21 protein-coding genes and 2 pseudogenes are annotated in these 22,389 nt (G+C 38.1%); all 23 read right to left on the bottom strand.

The window, feature by feature from the left end; translation table 11 throughout:
- Nucleotides 1–92: 92 nt before the first annotated feature.
- Nucleotides 93–581, bottom strand: a complete 489-nt coding sequence (locus MOJ78_RS06260) for a hypothetical protein (RefSeq protein ID WP_304980340.1) — start codon at nt 579–581, stop codon at nt 93–95.
- A 175-nt stretch (nt 582–756) separates the two neighbouring features.
- The gene (locus tag MOJ78_RS20885; protein ID WP_370529774.1) at nt 757–1,059 is read right to left on the bottom strand and encodes a TIGR04104 family putative zinc finger protein; all 303 of its coding nucleotides are present in this window, start codon (nt 1,057–1,059) and stop codon (nt 757–759) included.
- Nucleotides 1,060–1,631: 572 nt separating this feature from the next.
- A complete protein-coding gene (locus tag MOJ78_RS06255; RefSeq protein ID WP_304980339.1) occupies nt 1,632–2,291 on the bottom strand; it encodes an HAD family hydrolase in 660 nt (219 codons plus the stop codon).
- A gap of 153 nt (nt 2,292–2,444) precedes the next feature.
- Nucleotides 2,445–2,795, bottom strand: coding sequence for a VOC family protein (locus MOJ78_RS06250; protein ID WP_304980338.1), 351 nt, complete (start codon nt 2,793–2,795; stop codon nt 2,445–2,447).
- 177 nt (nt 2,796–2,972) lie between these two features.
- Entirely contained in the window at nt 2,973–3,467 is a 495-nt protein-coding gene (locus MOJ78_RS06245) for an SRPBCC domain-containing protein (RefSeq protein WP_304980337.1), read from the bottom strand.
- 74 nt (nt 3,468–3,541) lie between these two features.
- The gene (locus MOJ78_RS06240; RefSeq protein ID WP_304980336.1) at nt 3,542–3,865 is read right to left on the bottom strand and encodes an ArsR/SmtB family transcription factor; all 324 of its coding nucleotides are present in this window, start codon (nt 3,863–3,865) and stop codon (nt 3,542–3,544) included.
- Nucleotides 3,866–4,160: 295 nt separating this feature from the next.
- Nucleotides 4,161–4,724 (bottom strand): AAA family ATPase, encoded by a 564-nt coding sequence (locus MOJ78_RS06235; protein WP_304980335.1) that lies wholly within the window; start codon nt 4,722–4,724, stop codon nt 4,161–4,163.
- A 283-nt stretch (nt 4,725–5,007) separates the two neighbouring features.
- Nucleotides 5,008–5,663, bottom strand: a pseudogene (locus tag MOJ78_RS06230) (Type 1 glutamine amidotransferase-like domain-containing protein).
- A gap of 594 nt (nt 5,664–6,257) precedes the next feature.
- A complete protein-coding gene (locus tag MOJ78_RS06225) occupies nt 6,258–6,614 on the bottom strand; it encodes a hypothetical protein (RefSeq protein WP_304980334.1) in 357 nt (118 codons plus the stop codon).
- Between the two features lie 15 nt (nt 6,615–6,629).
- Nucleotides 6,630–6,869: a colicin E5-related ribonuclease gene (locus tag MOJ78_RS06220; RefSeq protein ID WP_304981193.1), complete on the bottom strand. Its 240-nt coding sequence runs from the start codon at nt 6,867–6,869 to the stop codon at nt 6,630–6,632.
- Nucleotides 6,870–6,969: 100 nt separating this feature from the next.
- A pseudogene (locus tag MOJ78_RS06215) lies at nt 6,970–7,414 on the bottom strand (transposase); the annotation flags it as partial.
- 354 nt (nt 7,415–7,768) lie between these two features.
- On the bottom strand, nt 7,769–8,233 hold the full coding sequence (gene tnpA, locus MOJ78_RS06210) for an IS200/IS605 family transposase (protein WP_304980333.1): 465 nt from the start codon (nt 8,231–8,233) through the stop codon (nt 7,769–7,771).
- A gap of 202 nt (nt 8,234–8,435) precedes the next feature.
- Entirely contained in the window at nt 8,436–8,810 is a 375-nt protein-coding gene (locus MOJ78_RS06205) for a hypothetical protein (RefSeq protein WP_304980332.1), read from the bottom strand.
- 12 nt (nt 8,811–8,822) lie between these two features.
- A complete protein-coding gene (locus MOJ78_RS06200; RefSeq protein ID WP_304980331.1) occupies nt 8,823–11,468 on the bottom strand; it encodes an RHS repeat domain-containing protein in 2,646 nt (881 codons plus the stop codon).
- 50 nt (nt 11,469–11,518) lie between these two features.
- A complete protein-coding gene (locus tag MOJ78_RS06195; RefSeq protein ID WP_304980330.1) occupies nt 11,519–12,007 on the bottom strand; it encodes a hypothetical protein in 489 nt (162 codons plus the stop codon).
- Complete coding sequence (locus MOJ78_RS06190) at nt 11,952–13,640, bottom strand: DUF6531 domain-containing protein (RefSeq protein WP_304980329.1); 1,689 nt, start codon at nt 13,638–13,640, stop codon at nt 11,952–11,954. The genes MOJ78_RS06195 and MOJ78_RS06190 overlap by 56 nt, the downstream gene beginning before the upstream one ends.
- An 832-nt stretch (nt 13,641–14,472) precedes the next feature.
- Complete coding sequence (gene prpB, locus MOJ78_RS06185) at nt 14,473–15,372, bottom strand: methylisocitrate lyase (RefSeq protein ID WP_304980328.1); 900 nt, start codon at nt 15,370–15,372, stop codon at nt 14,473–14,475.
- A 12-nt stretch (nt 15,373–15,384) separates the two neighbouring features.
- Nucleotides 15,385–16,824, bottom strand: coding sequence for a bifunctional 2-methylcitrate dehydratase/aconitate hydratase (locus tag MOJ78_RS06180; protein WP_304980327.1), 1,440 nt, complete (start codon nt 16,822–16,824; stop codon nt 15,385–15,387).
- A 30-nt stretch (nt 16,825–16,854) separates the two neighbouring features.
- Nucleotides 16,855–18,234 (bottom strand): SLC13 family permease, encoded by a 1,380-nt coding sequence (locus MOJ78_RS06175; protein ID WP_304980326.1) that lies wholly within the window; start codon nt 18,232–18,234, stop codon nt 16,855–16,857.
- Between the two features lie 19 nt (nt 18,235–18,253).
- Nucleotides 18,254–19,762 carry a tripartite tricarboxylate transporter permease gene (locus tag MOJ78_RS06170; RefSeq protein ID WP_304980325.1) on the bottom strand — a complete coding sequence of 503 codons (1,509 nt, stop codon included), beginning with the start codon at nt 19,760–19,762 and terminating at the stop codon, nt 18,254–18,256.
- Nucleotides 19,763–19,777: 15 nt separating this feature from the next.
- Nucleotides 19,778–20,230, bottom strand: a complete 453-nt coding sequence (locus MOJ78_RS06165) for a tripartite tricarboxylate transporter TctB family protein (RefSeq protein WP_304980324.1) — start codon at nt 20,228–20,230, stop codon at nt 19,778–19,780.
- Nucleotides 20,231–20,287: 57 nt separating this feature from the next.
- Nucleotides 20,288–21,295, bottom strand: a complete 1,008-nt coding sequence (locus tag MOJ78_RS06160; RefSeq protein WP_370529773.1) for a tripartite tricarboxylate transporter substrate binding protein — start codon at nt 21,293–21,295, stop codon at nt 20,288–20,290.
- A gap of 336 nt (nt 21,296–21,631) precedes the next feature.
- Complete coding sequence (locus tag MOJ78_RS06155; protein WP_304980323.1) at nt 21,632–22,336, bottom strand: hypothetical protein; 705 nt, start codon at nt 22,334–22,336, stop codon at nt 21,632–21,634.
- Nucleotides 22,337–22,389: the final 53 nt, after the last annotated feature.

Raw genomic sequence — 22,389 nt, 5'->3', positions numbered from 1 at the left:
CACAGAAAAGAGCTGCGAATCCACAAGCAATCTTCAACTATACTGAATGACACTATCCTTATTTCAGAAAAGCCCCCGATTGTTTAATATTGTTACTGAACTTGGTTAGCTAACTCAACCAATTCTTCAGCTTCTAATTTGTATTCACCTAAATCACGGGAATTCCCATTTATGTAGTATACAAACCTGCCTACAGTTCCATCATCATTTTTCCACCATATTGATTGGTTTCTTTCATTTTCTTCATAATATGCCGATATTCCATTTTTTAGTTTATACTCAGTTTTATCTTCTCTTGAAAAATCATTTTCCTTAGGTTCGTTTAAAATCTTGCTCAAAATATATTTAATTTGTTGGGTTGATTCCTTATTACGATAGTAGAAGATGAATTGATGAAGATAATCGACTGGGCCAATATCAATTGAAGTCGATACATCATTTACTTCAAAAGGGAAATTAGTTGGTTCTTTAAATTCATACTGTATTGATTTAATATTTTGTTTGACGTCATTATTACTTGTTTCATTACAAGCACTCAAAAGTACAAAAACCACAAAACATAAAATATATTTACTTTTCATTTATTCGCCTTCCCCCATTAAACTGTTCTTTTGCTTAAAGTCAATTATATGAAATTAACAGATCTTATTGATTGATAGAAGGCTTATCCTACTTCAGATAAGCCCCCTTTCGTATTCTGGAATAAGAGGCGTAACCTTCATAAACCAACACCCCATTGAGTTTAAGTATTCTTTCTCACAAAATTTTTTTATATTTTACTACATATGGTGTAAACAAAGAGCCCACTAACAATATAGCGAGTCCTACTCCAATAGTTATAAAAATATTACTAAAAGGGGAAAGGAAGAAACCAAATATCCACATTGGTAGAATTGTTAGAGAAACAAATATGAATCTACCAGAAATACGTATACTGTGTTTCGTATTACAGTTGCCACATTCAATGCGTTTATATGCCCACCAAAACGAATTATAGATGTGACTCCAGCTAAATTGCTTGTTGCAATTTTCACATTTTTGCAAAATACACACCACCATATCGAACAAATCTCTCATATAAGTTTTAATATACTCTTCACAATTTATTACATTATAATGCCAATTCTCGAGTAAATGAAAGCGATCACCTTATGCAGCAATCGCCCCCTTATATGGAAAATTAATCTAGGATTCTAGGTTTGCGACTAAAATAAATGATTGGGTTAATGATACCAAAGATTAAAATAACCAAGAACATATATGTAATAATTTTATCTCATCCTAAACCAAGTTCATCAACGATTATTGAATGATAATATAGTAATTGAGCAGATGCAATTACCGAAATTACTGATAGCCCGACCACAGATAAACCATTAGCCATTCTCCTTAATTTAGGTATCACAATAATTGCAAAGACAGTCAAAATTGCTATTAAAAATATGGCGAAGATAGGTCGCAACAAAGTAAATGCTCTTAACGTTTCAAATGAGTTGTATGTATACATAGAAACCTCCGTAATCCTACACACTTGTAAAATACCAATTATTTCAAATAAACAAACTTTACTCAAGGATTATTTCCCATCGAAAAAGAGGCATATCTTATTTCAGATACCCCCATTCAATATGCTATCTATTTAATTCAGCTAAAATTGCTTTTAATTCAATTAGATTATCAATTATCATATCAGCCTGAGAAAGTTCATCTTCTCGAGCAAAATCAAAATTGCATCCTATTGAAACTAAACCATTATCTTTAGCTGCATTTATATCCGATAGGCGATCTCCTACTACTGCTGCATTGGTAATACCATATTTTTTTATAATACTCTGAACTAAGTCTGATTTATTCAACGATTCAATTTTTTGGATACTAAATGTTTCAGTAACCCAATTATCCAAATTATAATAACTCACAATTGCTTTTAAATATTCCGTTAAACCATTACTTGCTATGTAAATTGAACAATTATTCTCTTTCAAATAACTGAAAACTTCCTTTAGATTAGGATATAAAGCACCTTTCCCACTTCTTATATTTTCAACTAATCTTTCCAGAAAATAAGCATTAGTTTGTTCTCTTACTTTATTGGAATGATTAGGTAACAAAGCTTCCCATACTTTTGGTAAAGGTACACCCATAATTTCACGGTATTTATCAATAGGGGTTACTGTATCCCATTTATTTAGTGACCGTAAATGGTTAAAAGTATCATCAAGTGATAATTCTAATATCTTATCTGTTTGAAATAGTGTTCCATCCATATCAAAGATGAGTGATTGAGACATTACTTTTCTCTCCCTTTTAAAATAACAAATTACCTTCAAAGGCTTAGCAAAGAAAGTATAATAATTTAACCAATACTTCTTAAACTAAACTGCTGCCTTCAGTAAGAGAAAGGCGATCACCTTGTACGGCAATCGCCCCCTATTATTAAATAACTAACATTGACAAATCATTAAATGGTTCCCATCTGGATCTTTAAAATTAAACCAGTGGTTATTTTTAATTTTTGTAGTTATTTCTACGTTTTTTCCCCTCATATACTCAAAAGCTTGTTCAATATTATTAGTATTTAAATGAAAAGGTGGAGTTTTAAAGATATTATCCTCTGAAAAAATCTTAGTATCTAATACAATATCTGTTCCGTCCATAGGCAATATGTATAAATGACCAAATAATATTTCACCATCTGCTGATAACCCTAATATGTCACAATACCAATTACGTGCTTTTCCAATATCACTAACAGGAATAAATGTTGTTCCGATTTGATTTAATATTGGATTCATCTGTTATTTTCCTCCTAAGTAGATTTTAGACTACAAATTCTAATAGAATTGATTACGGGGAGATCGAAAAATCTCCATTTAAATGCGATTCTTTCATGTAACTTGAACTAAGAGTTTTAAACTAGTTATACCCTAGTAAAGAAAAACACCGCATAGTCGGTGTTTTTCTTTAAAATATTAAGTGTGTACCTTTGATAGATAATCGGCTAATTGATCGAAGGTTCCTTCAAACCCCTTTTGTACCATTTCTTGTGATTCCTCGAAGGTCTTGACTTCTTCCTCAGTAGGGAAGACCGGAACACCAATCATTGTAAGTGTTGTTTTGCCATCATGCTCGATGAACGTCAATGTATTCTGAATTTCTAATGGCCAGTTAGCGTTAAAAGGAGCAGGTACGATATTTCCTTCCTCGTCAGAAAATGAATTGGTATAAACAAGTTTCTCTGGAGATTCAATTTCATTAAAAACAAATTTCCCCCACATAACGTTGCCATCTTGAGATTTCTGGCTGTAATGAAAGACACCATCCGGGCGGAGTTCTAGTTTAGTAACATCAAGTGTCCATCCTTTTGGACCCCACCAGTTTAAAAGATGTTCCTTTTCGGTAAAAGCTTTAAACACAAGATCACGTGGAGCATCGAAAGTACGAGTGATTTCAATTTTAGCAGACATTTTAATTCCTCCAAAAGTTTTTTTCACATGCCACATCGAACAATAAAATCGTTTTGTTGACTGTCACTTATGTTTCATTCCTCTTTTTTCTTTTGCAACTCCTGCAAATAACGATCTAAACTATCTAATTTCTCTTCCCATAGTGCGCGGTATTGGTCCAACCAAGAATTTAATTCTTTGAAAGGCTCCGACCGTAGCTTGTATATGCGGCGATTGGTTTCAGCATAAAATTCCACTATTCCTGCTTCATATAGCACGCGGAGATGTTTTGACGCTTGTGGCTGTCGTATGTGAAGCCGATCTGCAATTTCCCCTACGGTAAGAGGACCGTCACGAAGTAATTCAACAATGCGTAATCTACTGGGTTCCGCAAGAGCGCTCAAAATTTTAGTATTCATTTTTTCATTTTAACACCAACCTTTATTTTGTATTTATTCTTTGACTATAATATACCCTAACAGGAATATTCCTGTCAAGGAATATTATAGTTTTTTTTATAAATTTAATCATGATTTCGATAATTAACATCAGAGGACATTAAACAGGTTTAAATCATGGTGTTTAATGTCCTCTGATATGACAAAATGAAACTTGATATTTATGGTGTGTTTAGTTGGGTATATTCAAATACAATTTCAAGATAACCCATCTAATGCTTTATTCAAGAAAAACCCCCGATTGCTGAATACATAATCATGTTGGACTTTGTGCGATATCCCTAATTTTTTCGATTACATAATCCACTTCACTAGAATTATTAATCGTAAATAAATGATTTGCTTCCCCTTTTGTTGGGGGCATTATATCTCCATTATTTGATTCCTCAATTTGTTGAACTAGGACTTCCTCAAAAGTTGAAAAAGCTCTGATTATATTCATATTTCGCTTACTGTTCGCAATACGTTCTTTAAGGATATGTTCTGGAATATTAAAATTCACGAGAATACTAATGAAGCCTTTCTTATGATAATGACTAAGCCATTTTAAACGATCCTTACCGTTTCGATTTGAGTTACAACGAATTATGTGGCAATCAGTCTCATTAATTGCATAATCAACAATAGTTCTTGTTATGGCATATTTAATCAAATTAGGTCCTTGTTTTGGTATTAGTGCTTGGTAGTAAGAATGGAGAAATTCTGCATGGTTATCTTGGTCTATTACAACTGTATTAGATATTTTCTTTTCTAATTCTTTCGCAAAAGTAGTCTTCCCGCTATGTGTTTTACCAACTGTCATAATTAATAGCCTTTTCATAAACAATCGCAACCCCTACTAAACTAATTGTTACTGCATTTTTATTCTAAAATCCACCTAATTTTAAGTAAAGGAGCAGCTACTTTATGCCACAATTGCCCCCGTTAACAGAACATTGGACACAATCCAATATTCTTGAATTGCGCCCGATTGCTTAAGACCGTTCTGCACATCTATGCTTTCTGGATAACGAAGAAACAATCCTATTTTGCGTAGTTCTCCTTCACTAAAAGAGCTTTGCATAAAGAAATTGATACAATTAAGCCATAGCCATTCACCACAACTAAAGCGTCTCATCCAATTTCTGAATCTTTGAGTGGGAAATTAAATATACATTGCCAAAAATGTCGATTTTGTCTCCCTTTATACGTACAGCGCAATCTTTGTTCGACGCATAAATATTCATTTCTTCCGATAAGGGAGACAGTTCGCTTTGAACCATCGCAATGTTATTTTCAAGATCAAAATAAGACAGGACGGAAAAATCGTCAAGGCCGATTCCGTCGTAAACAGAGCTTATTTCAACTTTATATCCAAAGTTTTTCGAGCATAACCATTTAGCGGACATGTTGATCGCACCAGCGCTTGCTCCCATCACAACGGCTCTGCTTTTTTTAATCAATTCCGGCAACTCATATTCCATCAAAAAACCATTTTGTTTAAGAGTATTTCCACCCAACAAGAAAATGACTGAAGCATTTTGAATTAACGTTTGGGCATCTTCCTTCTGTACGCGATAATTAATTAAATGATATTCATCAAACATAATGCCGGCCTGGTCAAGCCACGAGCGTTCAGTAGCACCATCATCACCATAAAAAAATGGATTCGAGCTAATCATAGCAAGCGATTTTCTATCAGTTATATCCTCCTGTAAAACCCTGCCCAGATTCTCTCAAAAAAATTGCTAAACCAACCTAAATAATAGTGAGTTTTCATACGTCCCCCCCCCCGTAGCAATGTGTAAATAACATTAATTTCCTGCGTTACTCATTCTGTTTTCTTATCACCAACGCAATATTCTCAATATAGCCTTAGAAAGCAATAGTAGGCGCTTTCTTAATTCCGCGAAAGCGCCCTTTAACGGAATAACTTCTATGAAATGTGTTTACGACAGTACATATGGAAAAAAGAATAGTGAAACACGTTACACCAAATAATATTCTCATAAGCTATGTATAGAGCGATCGCTATTTTACTGAATTCGCCCTCTCTATCTCAATAAGAAGTTCCTTATACTAATGATTTTACCATGGTACCTGGGGGATAATCCTTTTTTTCCCCTGCAACCTTATATCCATTCATTTCATAAAATGTCCTTGCTTGAAATTTAAGCTTTTGTGATTGATATGCCCCGGCCCACTCCTAAAAAATAGGTGTACCAGAAATTTAAAAATGTTATAGGTTTGTGTAACTGTAAAGGATTAAATTCTATGTTATCAAGGCTGTTTTATAGCATGATTACATAAAGGGAATTGCAACACTTACATAAAAATAACCCTCAAAAGAAAAATCCCATGAGGGTTTAAATCACTAATTTCTCAACTCTTTTTCGTCAATTACAATAAAGCTACAATATAAAGAGTCATCCCCTAATATCTTTTCATTAATTATTTTACTCACCATTTTATTACATTCAACTAATGCGTACTGCCAATCATCCACACCATTAGTGATGTCGCTTAAGTCTATATCACTTATTGGAGTAACTGGCAATATCTTGTCACCAGATAAATGGTAAAATTCCACACCAATAATAGCTAATCGTCTCATATTGCATTCTGCTATAAATTCAGGTGTTTTCCGAATCGGTAAATATAGTTCTTCATTTGAAATTTTACCATACAAAGAAAATTTTTCAAAAAGACTACTATTGCTATTTTTAGGCATATAGCTTCACTCCCATTAATCCCAGGGAGAGACCCAGTTAGGATCATTTCTATCACTTACGTGAACAATATCTCCTGTTTTGTCATTTCTGACAACATAGCTTCCATCTTTTCTTATATAAGCCGTTGCTGGATCATCTAATTTACCATTCTTTGTCCAGCGTGTATCTCTTGTTTCAACTGTTCTATAAGGTTTATTTAGTGTTTTATCAATGAGTTTATCATTCCAACCTCTTTTTCCCATTTTTTCGGAAATCTTACTTGTGTAAGAGAAACCAATTTTACCCGTACCCTTAGTTCTTTCTTAAATTATACATGAGATAAGGTGACAGTTGAATAACCGCCACCTTTATCCATTAACTAGCTTTCTTCTCTACTTGTTCAAGCATGGTATATGCTGTCTTATTCTTCATCATGCCATAAATGATGTTCACAAGCCTTCTCATGATACATATAAGGGCTTGTTTATTTGTTTTACCTTCTGACACAGCTTCTTCTGATAATACTCGTAAAACACAGGATGACGTGGTGTCTTACTCCCCTTACTTACTTGTACTTGTTGGACAGCTAGGTTATAAAAGATATGATGAAGATTTCTGTTGCCTGGTTAACTTTTCTGATACGTTTCCTTACCGCCCGAACCGAATAATCAGGGGCAATTCCTGCATAACGTGCAAGTTTATTAGAATTAGAGAAACGATGAATGTCTCCTATTTCAGAAATTAAAGCGGAAGCGGTGACTGTATCAATACCTGTCATCGTTTCAAGTTCCATCCCTAGAGATTTTACTAACCCTTTTAAATAAAAGGCAGGGAGAAAACGAGGGTAGGAAAATGTAAAATACAAGTGGTGATAACTGATGATAATACGCGCCTTTTTAATGTAATGAAAAACATAATTAGGTTATACATTTTAAAGTCAATGTGCATACAATATAATTTATTTAGATATCATTTAGAGTTTACATAGGTTATTGCTAATCTATGGATAAAAAATAGTTTATTAGTTACCCTATACCACTAAATCAAAACCACCAGTGTGAACTGGTGGTTTGCTCTGCGGCTGAAAACCTTTGTTACCGGCCTCGGCCTCAAAGGCCCACCGAAAGGGTTTCCCACTTGCACCACATTCACACACTAATTCTAAAGAATTCCTTTATTTCTTTCGATTTTTCTCTCCTGTAAATGGGTCATACTTTTCGAATAATGTTAACTGATCAGCCATATAGTCTTCTTTCAGTTGATTTCTAATGTATTCTTGTATTTGTTTTTTATTGCTGCAGACTGTATCGACATAGAACCCTCGACACCAGAAGCTACTATTCCCGTATCTATATTTCAAATTGGCATGCTGATCAAATATCATGAGGCTACTCTTCCCTTTTAAATAGCCCATAAATACACTTAATTTGGGTGGGATGCTTACCAACATATGAATATGATCTGGACAAGCATTTGCTTCGTGTATCGTCACATCTTTCCGTTCACATAAATCCCGGATAATTTGTTCGATACTCTTTTTATATTTTCCATAAATGATCTGTCTTCTATATTTTGGGGCAAATACAACATGATACTTACAATTCCATGTTGTGTGTGCTAAACTGTTCATGTCCTTCATAGGGCACTCCTCCTTCTATGGGGAGATAAAGTGGTCGGGAAACCAACTTTATCCTACCATGAAGTGAGGTTTTTTTATTACCACGCTATAAGCTCTCTGGAACCCCCTGCATAGCCAGGGGTTTTCTAAACCATTAAAAAGACGGTTATCTTTAACGATAACCGCCCAAATTGATTGCATTAATTATTAGTTTCTAACACTCTTAATTCTCAATTTCCTTACATGCAATTTTGATTTTATTACCATCAATTAGTTCTATATTTAATTGATACCATTTATCTATAATATTTTTAGTTCCTCCACCAGGTAAAGGTTTTTCACCATAGTGTTGTTTTATAGTTTGTATAGATGCTTCAATAAGACTTCCTTTTGTCTCAACATTTATATCTTTTATTACTGACTCATCCCAGTGACCAACGTATGAAAAACCAATGTAATCCTTACAAATTATCTTAACTTCATTATTATTTTCATCGCTTGTAACGATAACTTCTATTTTGTCATATTCAATTGCTAATTTAACTAATGAACAATCAGCCCAACTGTTACCATTTATTAGTTTTATCGTACTATCCAATATTCTATCCTCCTATTTTAACCAATATTGTGGAAAAGAAGTATTATTTGAAGGGTCTCCTTGCCCCCACGGACCAGTTAGACCATTTTTACGATGTTCTACATGAACATGTGGAATATCGTGGTCGGGTTTCATTTTTACGTTAGGGTTATTACTTGGCTTATGAGCATCTTCAATCCTTACTCTCACTGGTCCATTACTACTATTCCCACGATACTTTCCATTCTCCTCTGTCATTTTTGATAAATTATTATTAAAGCCACTTCTTGTAGCAGGTACCGCTTCTCCTTTAGGTGTAACGTAAAAGTCGGTAGCATTACCTTTACCCTTAGTAAGCTTTCGTACTAACTTTAGTGCTTTTAGTCCTTTTCCCCATGGGTTGAATGAAGCGGCAGCAAGTAAATCTTTTGAATTCCACTCACCATCTGCTAATGTTCTTATGTCATCACCGATTGCAAAATCAAATACACCAATACCAAATGATTTTGCCTTATCTAAGAAGGATGCTCCTTCTTTCGGACTATGTCCGCTAGGGTCCGTGAGCGTGACTGGATTGTTATAGGCATAGGTGTAACGGTTTTGAGAAATCGGATCGTCTTCAAACCCTTCGAAACTATCTTTTGTAATAAAACGTCCGGTACTTGGATCGTAATACCTGGAACGGAGATATATCAAGCCCGCCTCTGCTTCTGCTTGTTCCCCAGTAAACTGCATGGTCGTATCTTGAGTTCCACTTTGGCTTCGGATTTGACCAAATGCATCGTATTGGAATCTAGCAACCACATCACCTAAACGATCCGTTAAGGCGATTGTACTGCCAAGAACATCGTTAAGATAGTAGAAAATACTGCCGTCCGCATTCTCTTTGGCGATCAGCTCTTTGCCATAGATGTATTTCGTTGAAATGGAACCGGTTCCGTCATATTCAACTAACAACCTGGATAGTGATAACCCTTGATCATAAACGTATTCATTTATTTCACCATTGACTGCTTTCGCAACCTTTTCACCATCGCCGTTATACGTATAGTCGATCGTTTGACCGTTCTCCTTGATGACCTGGGTTAACCGGTTTTCACTATCGTAGCTGTAGGTACTTGCCCCTTTCGCCGTCTGATTTCCATTGGCATCATAATTATAGATTGTTGACCCTACCGAAGATAATTGATCGGCATCATTATACGTATAGGAGGTTGTACCATTACGATTCGTCAGGCTTTTACGGTTCCCGTTTGCATCATAGGAATAGGAGATCGTCTCCAAGTCAGGGTACGTAACATCTGTTAGCTGGTTGAGAGCATCATACGTATAGCTCGTCTCACCTAATATTCCATCCATCATGCTTTTTCGATTTCCATTGGCATCATACGTATAAGAGCGTTCACTGAGGACCGTTTGGTCAAGCGTACTTTTAATCGTTTCCACTTCTCCAAGACTGTTATACGTATAATTCGTTGTTACCCCGTTCGGAAACGTTTTTTGGTCAGTTAGCCCTCGTGGGTCCGGATCAATTTGAGTAACCTTGCCGTTCCAGTCGGTAACGCTCACCATTTGATCCGCTTTGTTATAGGCGTAGGTAACCGTTGTCGCATCTGGATACGTAATCGTTTTGAGATTACCGTTATCGTCATACGTATAGCTGACTACGCGCCCATTAGGGTCTGTCACACTCTCCAATTGACCCTGGTGTGTATACGTATAAACCGTTTCACCAGTTCCGTCTAACATGGATAACCGATTTCCAGCTGCATCATAGGTGTAAGTTACCGATGTACCGGAGTACGCTTTTTTCGTTGATCGGTCTAATCGGTCATACTGATAATCTATGATTTGTCCCTTAGAATCTATTTTTGTATCAAGATTCCCATTCCCATCATACTCGTATTTAATAGTTTTCTGAAGTGGATCTGTCTCGGTGAGTCTCTGGTTAACAGCATCATACGTATAGGTCGTGATGTTGCCCTTGGCATTGATCACTTTGGTCCGGTTTCCAACATTATCATATTGATATTCAGTAACATTTCCTTTCGGATCGGTTACCTTCGTCAACCGTGAAAACGGATCGTATTGATAAGATGTGGTTTGACCTCTTCCATCCGTCGCTGTTAAGACATTCCCCATCGTATCATAGACAAAACTTTTCGAACGCTCTACGCCGTCAACATACTTAATGACCTTTGACTTTTGATTCCGTTCATCATAGAAAAACTCTTTAATTACAGGACCTTCAGTTATGGTAACAACCTCATTAGGCTGCCAAGGATCGCTGTACGTGTCCTGGTTTTCTCCTTTGTAATCCATCCTCAAAAGACCGCTCGTTGCTTGTTCATACGTTTGGGATTTCGTCTTGACCCTAATGATATCGCCATAGGCACTAGTGTCAGCAAATGTCGTAGTCGTATACCTTGTCCGAAGCTTCGTAGCAGGTTGTTCAGCTGTAAGGTCGACCCATTTTGCATCTTGGTCCATTGAAGCTTGGAAAACGACATTCCATTGATCATTATACCAAGCTTCCACATAAAAGGTATGTTCGTAATACACGTCATAATCAACATAAAAACTAGTGATGACGTCGTCAGAAATAGTGGCGGTGGATTGATCGCTGACCGTTTTTTGATTACCGTTTGGATCATATGTATATGACGTGGCATTCAGCAATGGATTAACAGCTGCGGTTAACTGATCTAGTCCATCATATACTTTCCGGGTTATATTTCCTTAAGGTCGGTTATACGAATGACGTTTCCATTCGGATCCCTTTCATATGTTGTCGTCAGCGTCTCTGTTGCACTCTTTTCGATTGTTTTTTCTATTACCCGACCGTTCCCATCATATTTATAGGTGGTAGTACGTCCGAGAGGGTCGGTTTCACTGAGTTTTTTATTGTTTTTATCGTACGTATAGGTGGTTACCTGATCGTTAGGATCGGTCACCTTTATTAAATTATCTTCGTCATCGTAGACGTAATAGGTCGTCCAGTTTTCCTTAACAGCGCCGGAAAGACTGCCTTTCGGACTGACCTTCTCTGTCATGCGACCGACTTTATCAAAGGTATAGTCAGTGACAAACCCTAACGCATCTGTTTCTGTATCGAGATCTCCATAAGAATTATAGGTAAATGTTGTAGTATGTCCTTCTGCATCAGTAACAGTCGCACCGTTGGCCGTAGCTGTTGTAAGTATAGGAAGTTTTAACAATGCTCCCATCCGCTTTGGTTCGTTTTTGTTCAATTAAGTTTCCATTTGTGTCATAGGTGTAATCCGTTTTATATCCTTTGGCATCGATTTTATAATCAATGGTGTTATCGGTGTTGTAAGCCATTTCCATCGTATCATTTGTCGCATCACCATCTGTGTCCGGCATAGTGGTGGTTAAAACGTTACCGCGGTCGTCAAACGTGTACTCGGTGGTGTTGCCATTCTTATCCGTTACGCTCGTTTGGTTCATGTCATTATCAAAGGTAAAGGTTACTTTGTTTCCTTTGGCATCAGTTTTACTTGTGACACGGTAGTGGCCGTTAAATGTATAGATGGTTGTATTTCCATTGTAATCAGTAAACGTCGTTTTTTGATTAGCATCATCGTACCTGAAGGTCGCCACACTTCCGTTGGCATCATATTGTTTGATGACACGTGAGCGCTGATCATAGACATTTTCGATAAACGTATGGCCCTCTGGATCGGTAATCGACGTCATTCCATTGATGTCGTATGTATAGGTTGTCGAATGACCCCTCTTATTTGTAGCCGTCGTTAACTGCCCATCTCCGTCATAGCCGAATCGTACAGTTCGAGATAAGGGGTCTGTAATCGAGTCGATTTTTCCGTTGGTAGTATACGTAAAACTTAATGTTCTGCCTGCCGGGCCTGTTACCGTTTGCACTTGATTATCCGTGTTATAGGTTAATGTCAGTGAATTCCCGTTTTTATCTGTCATCGACGCCAAGCGACCTTGACTATCATAGTGATAAACCTTTTGGTCCTTAAAGATAAGATCAAACGTGCCGTCACTATTCTGAGTCAGTGTTTCAAAAACCCCTGCTACTGATTTGAAACCCGTTTCTGTCTTCTCAAAATATACGGTTTTGCCATCTGGATAATGGACATCAACCGATCCATCCGTCCTGGTTGTGATATTACTGTCATACGTATGACCCCAACCGATGCCTAGCGGTCCATCCGTCCTGTTTGTTGAATTGTAATAACGTTCAAAACTAAGCGGGATACCACCTCGTGTTGGGATATTAATGTCTTTGTGACTATATGTATACGCACCAGTTGCAATATCAACGGGATCGGCTACTTTGGTTTGATTATAATACGAACCAGTCGTTGCATTCTTGGTCTCACTCCCAGTTAAAGCGTAATTAAACTGGTCTGCGGGACCGATCCAAAAGTTATCAATCCATCCTTCCCATATTTTATCAGGTGATAAAAATCTTTCAAACTGAACTTCTCCTATATAATAAATCGGATGAGCCGGGTCTGGATAGATGGTAATATAATTTGTAATCCACTGATTATAACCACCAGAAACATTGGGGCTGGTAGATCCATCAAGTGCATGAAACCCATGTTTATATCCATAAGTTGTTTTTCTATCAGAAGTTGCATAGTAAGACTCATAGTTCTTTTCAAATGTTCCATCTGCTTTTAACTCAAAATCCTGAACCCTGACACGCCATATATTATCAAGTCCTGCACTTGTATCACTTCTTTTTTCCCTAAAAGCAATTATGAATGGTTGATTACCTACGTAGTAAACTTTCTCAGAGCCTCCATACAATACCTGTCCATAATCACTTTTATACGTATTACTAACTGATTCCATATAACCAGACCAGTAATTAGAACCACTTGACTTGTCACTGGGAGGTAATGTAAACTCCGATTCCCTTCGAGGTCTGGATATCCATTCGAATGATCCAACCAAACCTCCATACTGGAAGATAGAACTTTCCAATCAACTGGTTCGTAGCGATTGTAGACTTCGTCATAAATTACATCTTGAAAATTAGGATTCGTAAAATTTCCTGAACTCCCCACTCCATAAGCATCTGCATGCTTCGGAAAGGTCAGTCCAATTATTACGAAAGTAAAAATAAAAATTAAACAAGATAATCTCTTTTTCGACATATAAGTACCCCCATAAAAGCTTATAATACAAATTTTAGCTATAATTGATAAAATTTTACACAAGGCAATAGTAACGACTCTTATCGGGGTACTAAGTCTTGTTTATTCCATTTGATTAGTAGCTAAATAGATCTTTTGTTTCAATTTCCCATCTTTCCTTATACAATTAATTTGCCCTTTAACGGCATAACTTACAAATTGAAGATGAACCAATTAATTACCTTCCTTACTCCAGAATATGGCCCTTTTCTAGAATAAGATACGAATTCAATATACAACTTTAAATGCCCTCCTTTAATCAACAACCTGGGCTTATTGGAATAAGGTTTAAATATGCTCAACAAAATAAAAAACGTGCCTGGCTGTCATTTATGACTTCCAGATCACGTTTTTGGGTATTTATCTCATTTTCCGGTTAACAACAATAATGTCTAGTTACCAACAATATTGTACGGTTACCAACATTAATGTCTGGTTACCAACATTAATGTCCGTGAACACTGTAATTTCTTCTCTAAACCAAATTGTTATTCCAACACCGTCTTAGCAATCTTATTGTCCAGCTCCTCGTAATCATAGTAGCCGATCGTTTGATAGAGCTCTTTCCGGGTTTGCATGTCATCGAGCATTCCCTCTTGAGTACCCATTTCCATAATTTCTTGGAACACGCGCTCGTATGCTTTTGCAGCTACACGTAACGATGTGACGGGATAGATGACCATACGATAGCCGAACTGCTGAAATTGTTCTGCTGTATAATAGGGGGTTTTACCGAATTCGGTCATGTTTGCTAGTAACGGTGCATCCACTTCTTTTTTGAATCTCTCGAATTCCAATTCATCTGTTAATGCTTCTGGAAAAATTGCATCAGCGCCAGCCTCGACGTAATCTTTTGCCCTGCTAATTGCAGCCTCTAAACCTTCCACTGCATTGGCGTCGGTCCGCGCAACCACGATTAGTGTTGGTGCAACCTCTTTAATGGTTTTAATTTTTTGCACCATCTCTTCCTTCGTTACGAGTTTCTTTCCGTTTAAATGGCCGCATTTCTTTGGGAGCTCCTGATCTTCAATTTGCACGGCCGCTACACCAGCTTCTACCATTTCTCGCGCTGCCCTTGCTACATTTAGGATGCCTCCAAACCCAGTGTCGATATCGGCCAAAATTGGTAGATTCGTTGCTCGCACAATATCTCGGACTCTTTCAGCTACCTCGGCTGAGTTGATCATTCCTAAGTCCGGAAGGCCTCTACTAGCCGTGTAGGCTGCACCCGACAAATACAAAGCTTTGAAACCGACCTTCTTAGCGACCAAACCAGCCATTGCATCATGGGCACCAGGCATTTTTAATATATTGTCCTCCAAAATCAGGTTGCGGAACCTGCCAGAGAGTTCCTTTTGACTTTTCTGTTCCTGTACCATCCAACTCATCAACATCACCACCTATATCCTAAATGTTTCCATAAATTCGTGGACGGGTCGTTTTTTCAATTCCTCTATATCTTCAAATTCTGCAAAAATTTGATTGGCTTGTTTTCCTGAAAAATGCACGTACACATTATCACGGAATTTTTTCATTAGCTTAGGGATCCCTTCGTCACGACGGAAGCGATGGCCTAAAGGATACTCCTGCACCACTCTTTCTGTAGAAGTTCCATCAGTGAAATGAACCTGCACCGCATTTGCAATCGAACGCTTATCAGGATCAAGATAATCTACGCTATATCTCTCATCCTCTACCACTTGCATTTTTTCACGAAGGGTATCGATACGCGGGTCTTTTGCAACTGCATCCTCATAATGATCCGCTGTTACATCACCAAAGATAAGCCCAATTGCCGTGATATATTGAATGCAATGGTCCCTGTCCGCTGGATTATGGAGCGGACCTTTTTTATCAATGATTCGGATCGCTGATTCATGTGTGGTGATGGTAATACTATCAATGTCATCCAAACGGTTTGCAACTTGAGAGTGTAGCTCGACCGCACATTCTGCTGCCGTTTGTGCATGAAATTCTGCAGGATACGAAATTTTAAACAAAATATTTTCCATGACATATGAGTCAAGTGGACGCGCTAACGTTAACTCCTTCCCTTCAAAAAGGACATCTTGAAAGCCCCATCCTGGTGCAGATAACGCTGTTGGATACCCCATTTCCCCTTTAACTGCCATCATTGCAAGACGCACACCTCGGCTTGTTGCGTCTCCAGCAGCCCATGATTTACGGGAACCCGTGTTAGGAAAATGCCGATACGTTCTAAGACTTGCATTGTCGATCCATGCATTTGAAACCGCATTGATTACTTCTTCTCGTGTTCCACCAAGCAATCCTGTTACAACAGCTGTCGTAGCGATCTTCACGTATAGCACATGATCAAGTCCTCGTCGGTTAAGGCTATTTTCCAAAGCCAAAACGCCTTGAATTTCATGCGCCTTTATGGAGGCGATCAATACATCCTTCATCGTTAGAGGGGGCTTTCCTACTGATCGGTTTTTTCTGCTAATGTAGTCGGCAGCTGCCAAAATACCACCTAAATTATCGGACGGATGCCCCCATTCTGCCGCTAACCACGTATCATTGTAATCGAGCCAACGAATGATCGTTCCAATATTAAACGCAGCTTGCACCGGATCCAACACATAATTGGTGCCTGGCACGCGACTTCCGTCTGGCACAATTGTATTCGGGACGATTGGTCCTAAATGCTTTGTACATTCTGGATACCGCAATGCAAGAAACCCACATCCTAATGAATCAAGCAAGACATATTTTCCCGTCTCGATTACTTCCTCACTCGTAATTTCTTTATCCAATACATAATTGGCGATTTCCTCTAATAATGTGTCTACTTTAACACTAGTTTCAGCAACTCTATTCATTATCAAATTCCTCCTATTTTCACTAAACCATCACCAATAAAAGAGAGCAGCCAAGACCGCCATCACAATAACGATAAAGCTGGAAAAAAGTCCGATTTTGTATTGCTCATTTTTCCGAAATACCCCTGTCTCATATGCATAAAACGTTGTCGGGGAATGAATAGGGAGAATCATCACGCCTCCAATAATCATCACAACCAGAAAGGCGAGTCCAATTGGCGCAATTCCGATCAATTCTGCATAAGAGATAACGATTGGAAAAATAACAATCATCGCTGAAGATGGGACAACAAATAAGAAACGTAATACAAACACAAATAACGTAATAGCAAGGACCTTTAGCGTTATACCAGCGTCCTGTGGCACAATATTGATCAATTCGTTTGCGAGGGCATGGGCCGTTCCATTTTCCTCAAGCAATATACCGATTGAAAAAGACGATCCTAAAAGCAAAAAATTCTCCCAATCGTATCCACGAACGACCTGGTCATTTATGAGATTAATCTTAGGAAATGCATAAAAGACGACCAAAAGCATTGGCGGCAGTAACAAAGGCACTTGATCCTGGTCTGTCACAATCCATGCGACAATCATGAGCAGAAAACTTCCGATAACGACCCAGAACAAAGGTGAGATTGGATCTTTATTTTGATCAATCTCACCAATCATCCCACCTCGTTCATCCCAATCTATATCTTTTGTCGTTGCCTTTAAGTAATTCCAAACAAAGAGCGCAACAATAATAAGTCCAATCCATAATGGTGGAGCAATATGAAGAAACCAATCCAGCCACCCTAACTCAGCTATATGATAATCCTTTAACAATTGGGAGGCTAAGATCGGGAAACCACCACCAGTAAAGATGATCATCGTTGCATTTTGATTCATCATCCCTATGACGTACAGGCAGTATTTTTTAAATAGGCTTTGTTCTCCAAACCGATAATATTGGTTCAATCGATTAATTATTGGAAGTAGTATTTTAAATCGTGCAACAGCAGATGGCAGGACGATTGGCAGCATCAATATTAGGATAGGCAACCCAAACACAATATACCTGGGTCCACCTTTACTTAATTTGATCAAAAATCTAGCAATAGCACGGTCAATCCTAACTTTTACTAATGCGTGGCTGATGATAGATAGCAAGAAAATAAAGTAGAGAGCAGGAGATAGAAATCCGATAACCGCTTCCTCTACTCCATCTGCCAGGTTGAACAACAGCATACATGCAAGCAGCAATACACTCGTTGCGGCTGACGGTAATGGTGAAGCAATCCATAAGTAAACGGCAATCGCTAATAATAAAAGTGTAAGCTGCTGTTCCATTGTAAAGTTAGTTAAAATCGTATTTTTCGAAAGGATCCCTAGTCCGATCACAATCAGAAAAACCGGCAGTTTCCACTTCATTTCATCACCTTACGATCCGTTAAGCACTTTGATCGATATTGTCTTCCCGTTTATTAGACTTACGGTTCTTAATGATCGGAACAATAAAGGACAAAAAGGCTATGCATAGCATCGTTGCTGCAATCGGGTTGGTTACAAAGATCGATAAACTGCCATTTGAAATTGTAAGGGATTGGCGGAATGCCTGTTCCATCATGCCCCCAAGGATAAACGCCAATAATAGCGGTGCAGCAGGAAACTTAATCAATCGCATCACATATCCGATAATCCCGAATGCCAATAATAGATAAAGGTCAAATGTGCTGAAGCTGATTGCATATACTCCGATTACACAAAACACAATAACCAATGAAATAAGCAATGGTCTAGGTACTAATAGAATACGAGCCAAATATGGGATAAGCGGCAAATTTAAAATTAATAGAAATACGTTCCCGATATACATACTCGCAATTACTCCCCAGAATACGTCTGGATGATCGGTCATCAGCAGCGGTCCAGGCTGGATACCAAGTACAATCAGCGCTCCAAGCATGACAGCAGTTGTGCCAGAGCCTGGGATACCTAAGCTTAGCAATGGAACAAACGCACCATTATTCGCAGCATTGTTCGCTGTTTCAGGTGCTGCTACCCCGCGGATCGATCCTTTTCCAAACTCCTCAGGATTCTTTGAAAGTTTCTTTTCACTTATATATCCAAGGAAAGAAGAAATCGTACCGCCTGCACCTGGCAATACACCTATTATGAAACCAAGGACGGACTGTCTGCCCATCGTCCCGCCCATTTCCTTATAATCGGATTTTGTCAGTTTAAGGCTGCCAACCTCATGCATGTCGGTCATTTTATTTTTTCTCGCTAAAATAAGGGACGTTACCTCAGCGAGTGCAAATAGCCCTAGAGCAATAACGAGGAAATCGATACCTTCCATCAGGTGCGGATTTCCAAAGGTGAATCGAAGGGTACCCGTTTGGCCATCAATTCCAATTGTTGCAATCATCAATCCAATAACGCCTGCAATCAATGCTTTTGTCGTCGAACCCTCTGAAAGACTTGAAATAGCTGTCAGACCCATGAGCATTAATGCAAAATACTCCGGCGGACCGAACGATACAGCTACTTTTGATAACAACGGTGCAAAGAAGGATAAGAGAATAACACTAAGCGTACCGCCAACAAACGAACCAATCGCTGCAATTGCTAGAGCCTTCCCCGCTTTCCCTTGCTTTGCCATCGGGTATCCATCAAACGTTGTCGCCACTGCCTCGGACACACCTGGTGCATTGAGTAAAATAGAAGAAGCTGCACCACCATAGGCAGCTCCATAATAGATACCTGCCATGAGCAATAAAGCAATCGCAGGATCCATGCCATATGTGATTGGAATCATAACAGCAATTGCTGTGATGGGGCCTAGTCCTGGAATCATGCCAATGACTGTTCCAACAATTACTCCAATGAGAACAAACATAATCCCTTCCAAACTCAGTGCTACTTGAAAACCTTGGGCTAGCCCTTGAAATACATCCATGTTGTTTACCTCCCCTTAAAACGGCAATATTCCCATTGGTAGTTGAACTTTTAAAAATGAGTCAAATAATATATAAATCAATATCGGTACAGCAAGTGAAACTGCTGCATTGATCATGTGCTTCCTATAACCAAGAAATAAGGAACAAAAGAAAAGGAATAACACCGTAACGAGGATAAAACCGATTATTTCAAGAAGAAAAATGTAAAAAATAATGAATCCTACTACACCTAAAACAATAGGAAGTTCTTTTCTTGGAATACGTTCCTCATGTTCTTCTTTTTCGTAGTCCTTTTGAAAGAATAGAGCTACCGATAACCCTATTAAAATAAAGCCAAGTCCAATTGGTACGAGATCTGAGTCAACTGGAACATATGCATAAGAAGGAAGCTTAAAACTTAACACAAGATAAAATATAGCCAAAAGCAATAGGGCAATAGAAACTTTTCTGTTGACTGTATGAAACACGTATGACACCACCCTTTAGAGAAAGGAGCCAATGAAAACACTGGCTCCAACCACTAATTATTTTCCTAAACCTAATTCATCTAATAAACTTTTAATCTCTTTCTTTTCCTTATCCAAGAACTCTGTGTATTCTTGACTGTTCATGTACATGTCGGCCCATCCGAATTTGCTGCGAATATCTGCAAACTCTTCAGACTCACTTAATTCCTTGAATTTCTCTTCATAGAATTTCAGTGCCGCTTCATCCATGTTTGGAGGTCCAAAGAAACCACGCCAGTTAACAAAAGTAGCGTCAATTCCTTGTTCTTTTGCCGTCGGGAATTCAGAAAGCGTCTCTCCCTCTAAACGTTCTGGAGCCGTAATGCCAAGTACACGGATCTTACCAGCCTTTACCTGCTCAACCGTTTCGGCAATACCAGTAGAGTAAACATCTACACTTCCATTAAGCAGGGAAGTCAAAGCACCACCATCTTGGTCAGATACATATTTGATTTTCGTAATATCTACACCCGCTGCTTTCGCGATTTTCACGAATTGGATGTGGTCCATACTTCCTGGGGAAGAGGCGCCTACTACTGTAATACTTGATGGATCCTTCTTCATATCCTCAAACAATTCATTCAAGTTATCCCACTTAGCATCCGCTTTTACCGCAAATGCACCATAGTCTGCAATCACGTTAGCAATTGGTGTGAAATCCTCATGTCCATACTCAGACTGTCCATTTAACGGAACGAGAAGGATTGGAGGAGAGTTCACGAAAATATTGTGTGGGTTATTTTTTTCCGTGATGTATGCCCAGCCAACGGCTCCACCACCACCTGGCTTGTTCACAACACCAATATCTTGCTCAATAATTCCTGCTTCTTCAAATACCTTTGCTGCCATACGAGCTGTTGTATCCCATCCACCACCAGCTCCGCCTGGTGCAACAATTTCAATCGGTTTTTCTGGTGTCCAAGTGCCATCTCCAGATCCATTGGCTTCTTCACCGCCACCTGAAGAACAAGCCGCTGCAAAGATCATGAGAAAGATTAGTATAAATGTAAATAATAGTTTCTTCACGTTAAAAATTCCCCCTTAAATCATTTGTTAAGGGGCTTGTTCAACCCCTTGCTAACGACTATAATTTATATTTTCTAAAATGTAACCGTTTTCAAAATAATGGACAAAAAGAGCGTTGTGTGCATTTTGTTCATTTTGTTCACGGGGGCGACTCCAAAAAAAATACCTCTCGCAATTCATAAACTGTTGATAATAGTTTACTTGCATGTTTTCGGTAAATACGCTATTCATTCTGCTAGTGGATCGCACAATTAAAAATAGTCTCCTATTAAGGAGACTATTGGTGATCTGTTGTTATAATCATATTTTTACTGGGTACTCATTAATGATATTACATTAGAATTTTAAAGGTGAATCTTTGCCTGTTAACACATTTTTATATATTTTTTTACCGCTTTTATCTTTTTCTATGTCAAAGATTCCGTATCCACTTCCCATTACCGTAAAGATGCTTTCTGTTTGAGGCATTAAAATTACTGTGTATTCTTTTCCAGTTTTCATCTTGTAACGATGATCCGACGTATAAGATATAAACTTGGAATCCTTTACCTTTTGAGATAATTTATTGAACCTTATCTTATCAATTGAACCTTTATCCAAATGTTTAATTAATTTCGATATTCTTATTTCTCCACCTTTCATATACACAGTCTTCTCCCCAGATAATGGAATCCCGGAAATTGTGTCTACAATTTCAACTTCAATAGGGGTATGTGGCTCTTGAGTATAGAAATTTTCCGTTTTAGGTAGAATTTCTGCCTCTCCAATTGTAAGAACTTTCAATTGAACGATAGAAGCTGCTCCGGCGGTAAATAAATTTTCAGGTATACTTGGATCAAATGCCCATATAGACTGGCTTTCAACCGTTCCATAGATTTCTTTTGGGTTGATATTCGGGAGATTATTCTTCTCTTCACTTACTGCATTACTCTGATTTCCTGCTTGCGTAACGGTATTCGTATCATGTTCAGCTATGTTCCAATATACTATACCCACAAAACTCATACTAATTAACCCCGCTACAATCTTTTTTCTATTCATTGATGTGCTCCCTCTTTTATTCGTATTTCGAATTTATTAAACCCGAAGCCGTC

It is taken from the genome of Alkalihalobacillus sp. AL-G, assembly GCF_030643805.1.
Classification (GTDB): Bacteria; Bacillota; Bacilli; order Bacillales; family Fictibacillaceae; genus Pseudalkalibacillus.
This window is presented reverse-complemented; position numbering and strand designations above follow the sequence as displayed.

Excerpts from the sequence above, each read along its gene's own strand:
- MOJ78_RS06260 (WP_304980340.1), bottom strand. The coding sequence starts at position 581 with ATGAAAAGTAAATATATTTTATGTTTTGTGGTTTTTGTACTTTTGAGT.
- MOJ78_RS20885 (WP_370529774.1), bottom strand. The coding sequence starts at position 1,059 with ATGGTGGTGTGTATTTTGCAAAAATGTGAAAATTGCAACAAGCAATTT.
- MOJ78_RS06255 (WP_304980339.1), bottom strand. The coding sequence starts at position 2,291 with ATGTCTCAATCACTCATCTTTGATATGGATGGAACACTATTTCAAACA.
- MOJ78_RS06250 (WP_304980338.1), bottom strand. The coding sequence starts at position 2,795 with ATGAATCCAATATTAAATCAAATCGGAACAACATTTATTCCTGTTAGT.
- MOJ78_RS06245 (WP_304980337.1), bottom strand. The coding sequence starts at position 3,467 with ATGTCTGCTAAAATTGAAATCACTCGTACTTTCGATGCTCCACGTGAT.
- MOJ78_RS06240 (WP_304980336.1), bottom strand. The coding sequence starts at position 3,865 with ATGAATACTAAAATTTTGAGCGCTCTTGCGGAACCCAGTAGATTACGC.
- MOJ78_RS06235 (WP_304980335.1), bottom strand. The coding sequence starts at position 4,724 with ATGAAAAGGCTATTAATTATGACAGTTGGTAAAACACATAGCGGGAAG.
- MOJ78_RS06225 (WP_304980334.1), bottom strand. The coding sequence starts at position 6,614 with ATGCCTAAAAATAGCAATAGTAGTCTTTTTGAAAAATTTTCTTTGTAT.
- tnpA (WP_304980333.1), bottom strand. The coding sequence starts at position 8,233 with ATGAAGGACATGAACAGTTTAGCACACACAACATGGAATTGTAAGTAT.
- MOJ78_RS06190 (WP_304980329.1), bottom strand. The coding sequence starts at position 13,640 with ATGGAATCAGTTAGTAATACGTATAAAAGTGATTATGGACAGGTATTG.
- prpB (WP_304980328.1), bottom strand. The coding sequence starts at position 15,372 with ATGAGTTGGATGGTACAGGAACAGAAAAGTCAAAAGGAACTCTCTGGC.
- MOJ78_RS06180 (WP_304980327.1), bottom strand. The coding sequence starts at position 16,824 with ATGAATAGAGTTGCTGAAACTAGTGTTAAAGTAGACACATTATTAGAG.
- MOJ78_RS06175 (WP_304980326.1), bottom strand. The coding sequence starts at position 18,234 with ATGAAGTGGAAACTGCCGGTTTTTCTGATTGTGATCGGACTAGGGATC.
- MOJ78_RS06170 (WP_304980325.1), bottom strand. The coding sequence starts at position 19,762 with ATGGATGTATTTCAAGGGCTAGCCCAAGGTTTTCAAGTAGCACTGAGT.
- MOJ78_RS06155 (WP_304980323.1), bottom strand. The coding sequence starts at position 22,336 with ATGAATAGAAAAAAGATTGTAGCGGGGTTAATTAGTATGAGTTTTGTG.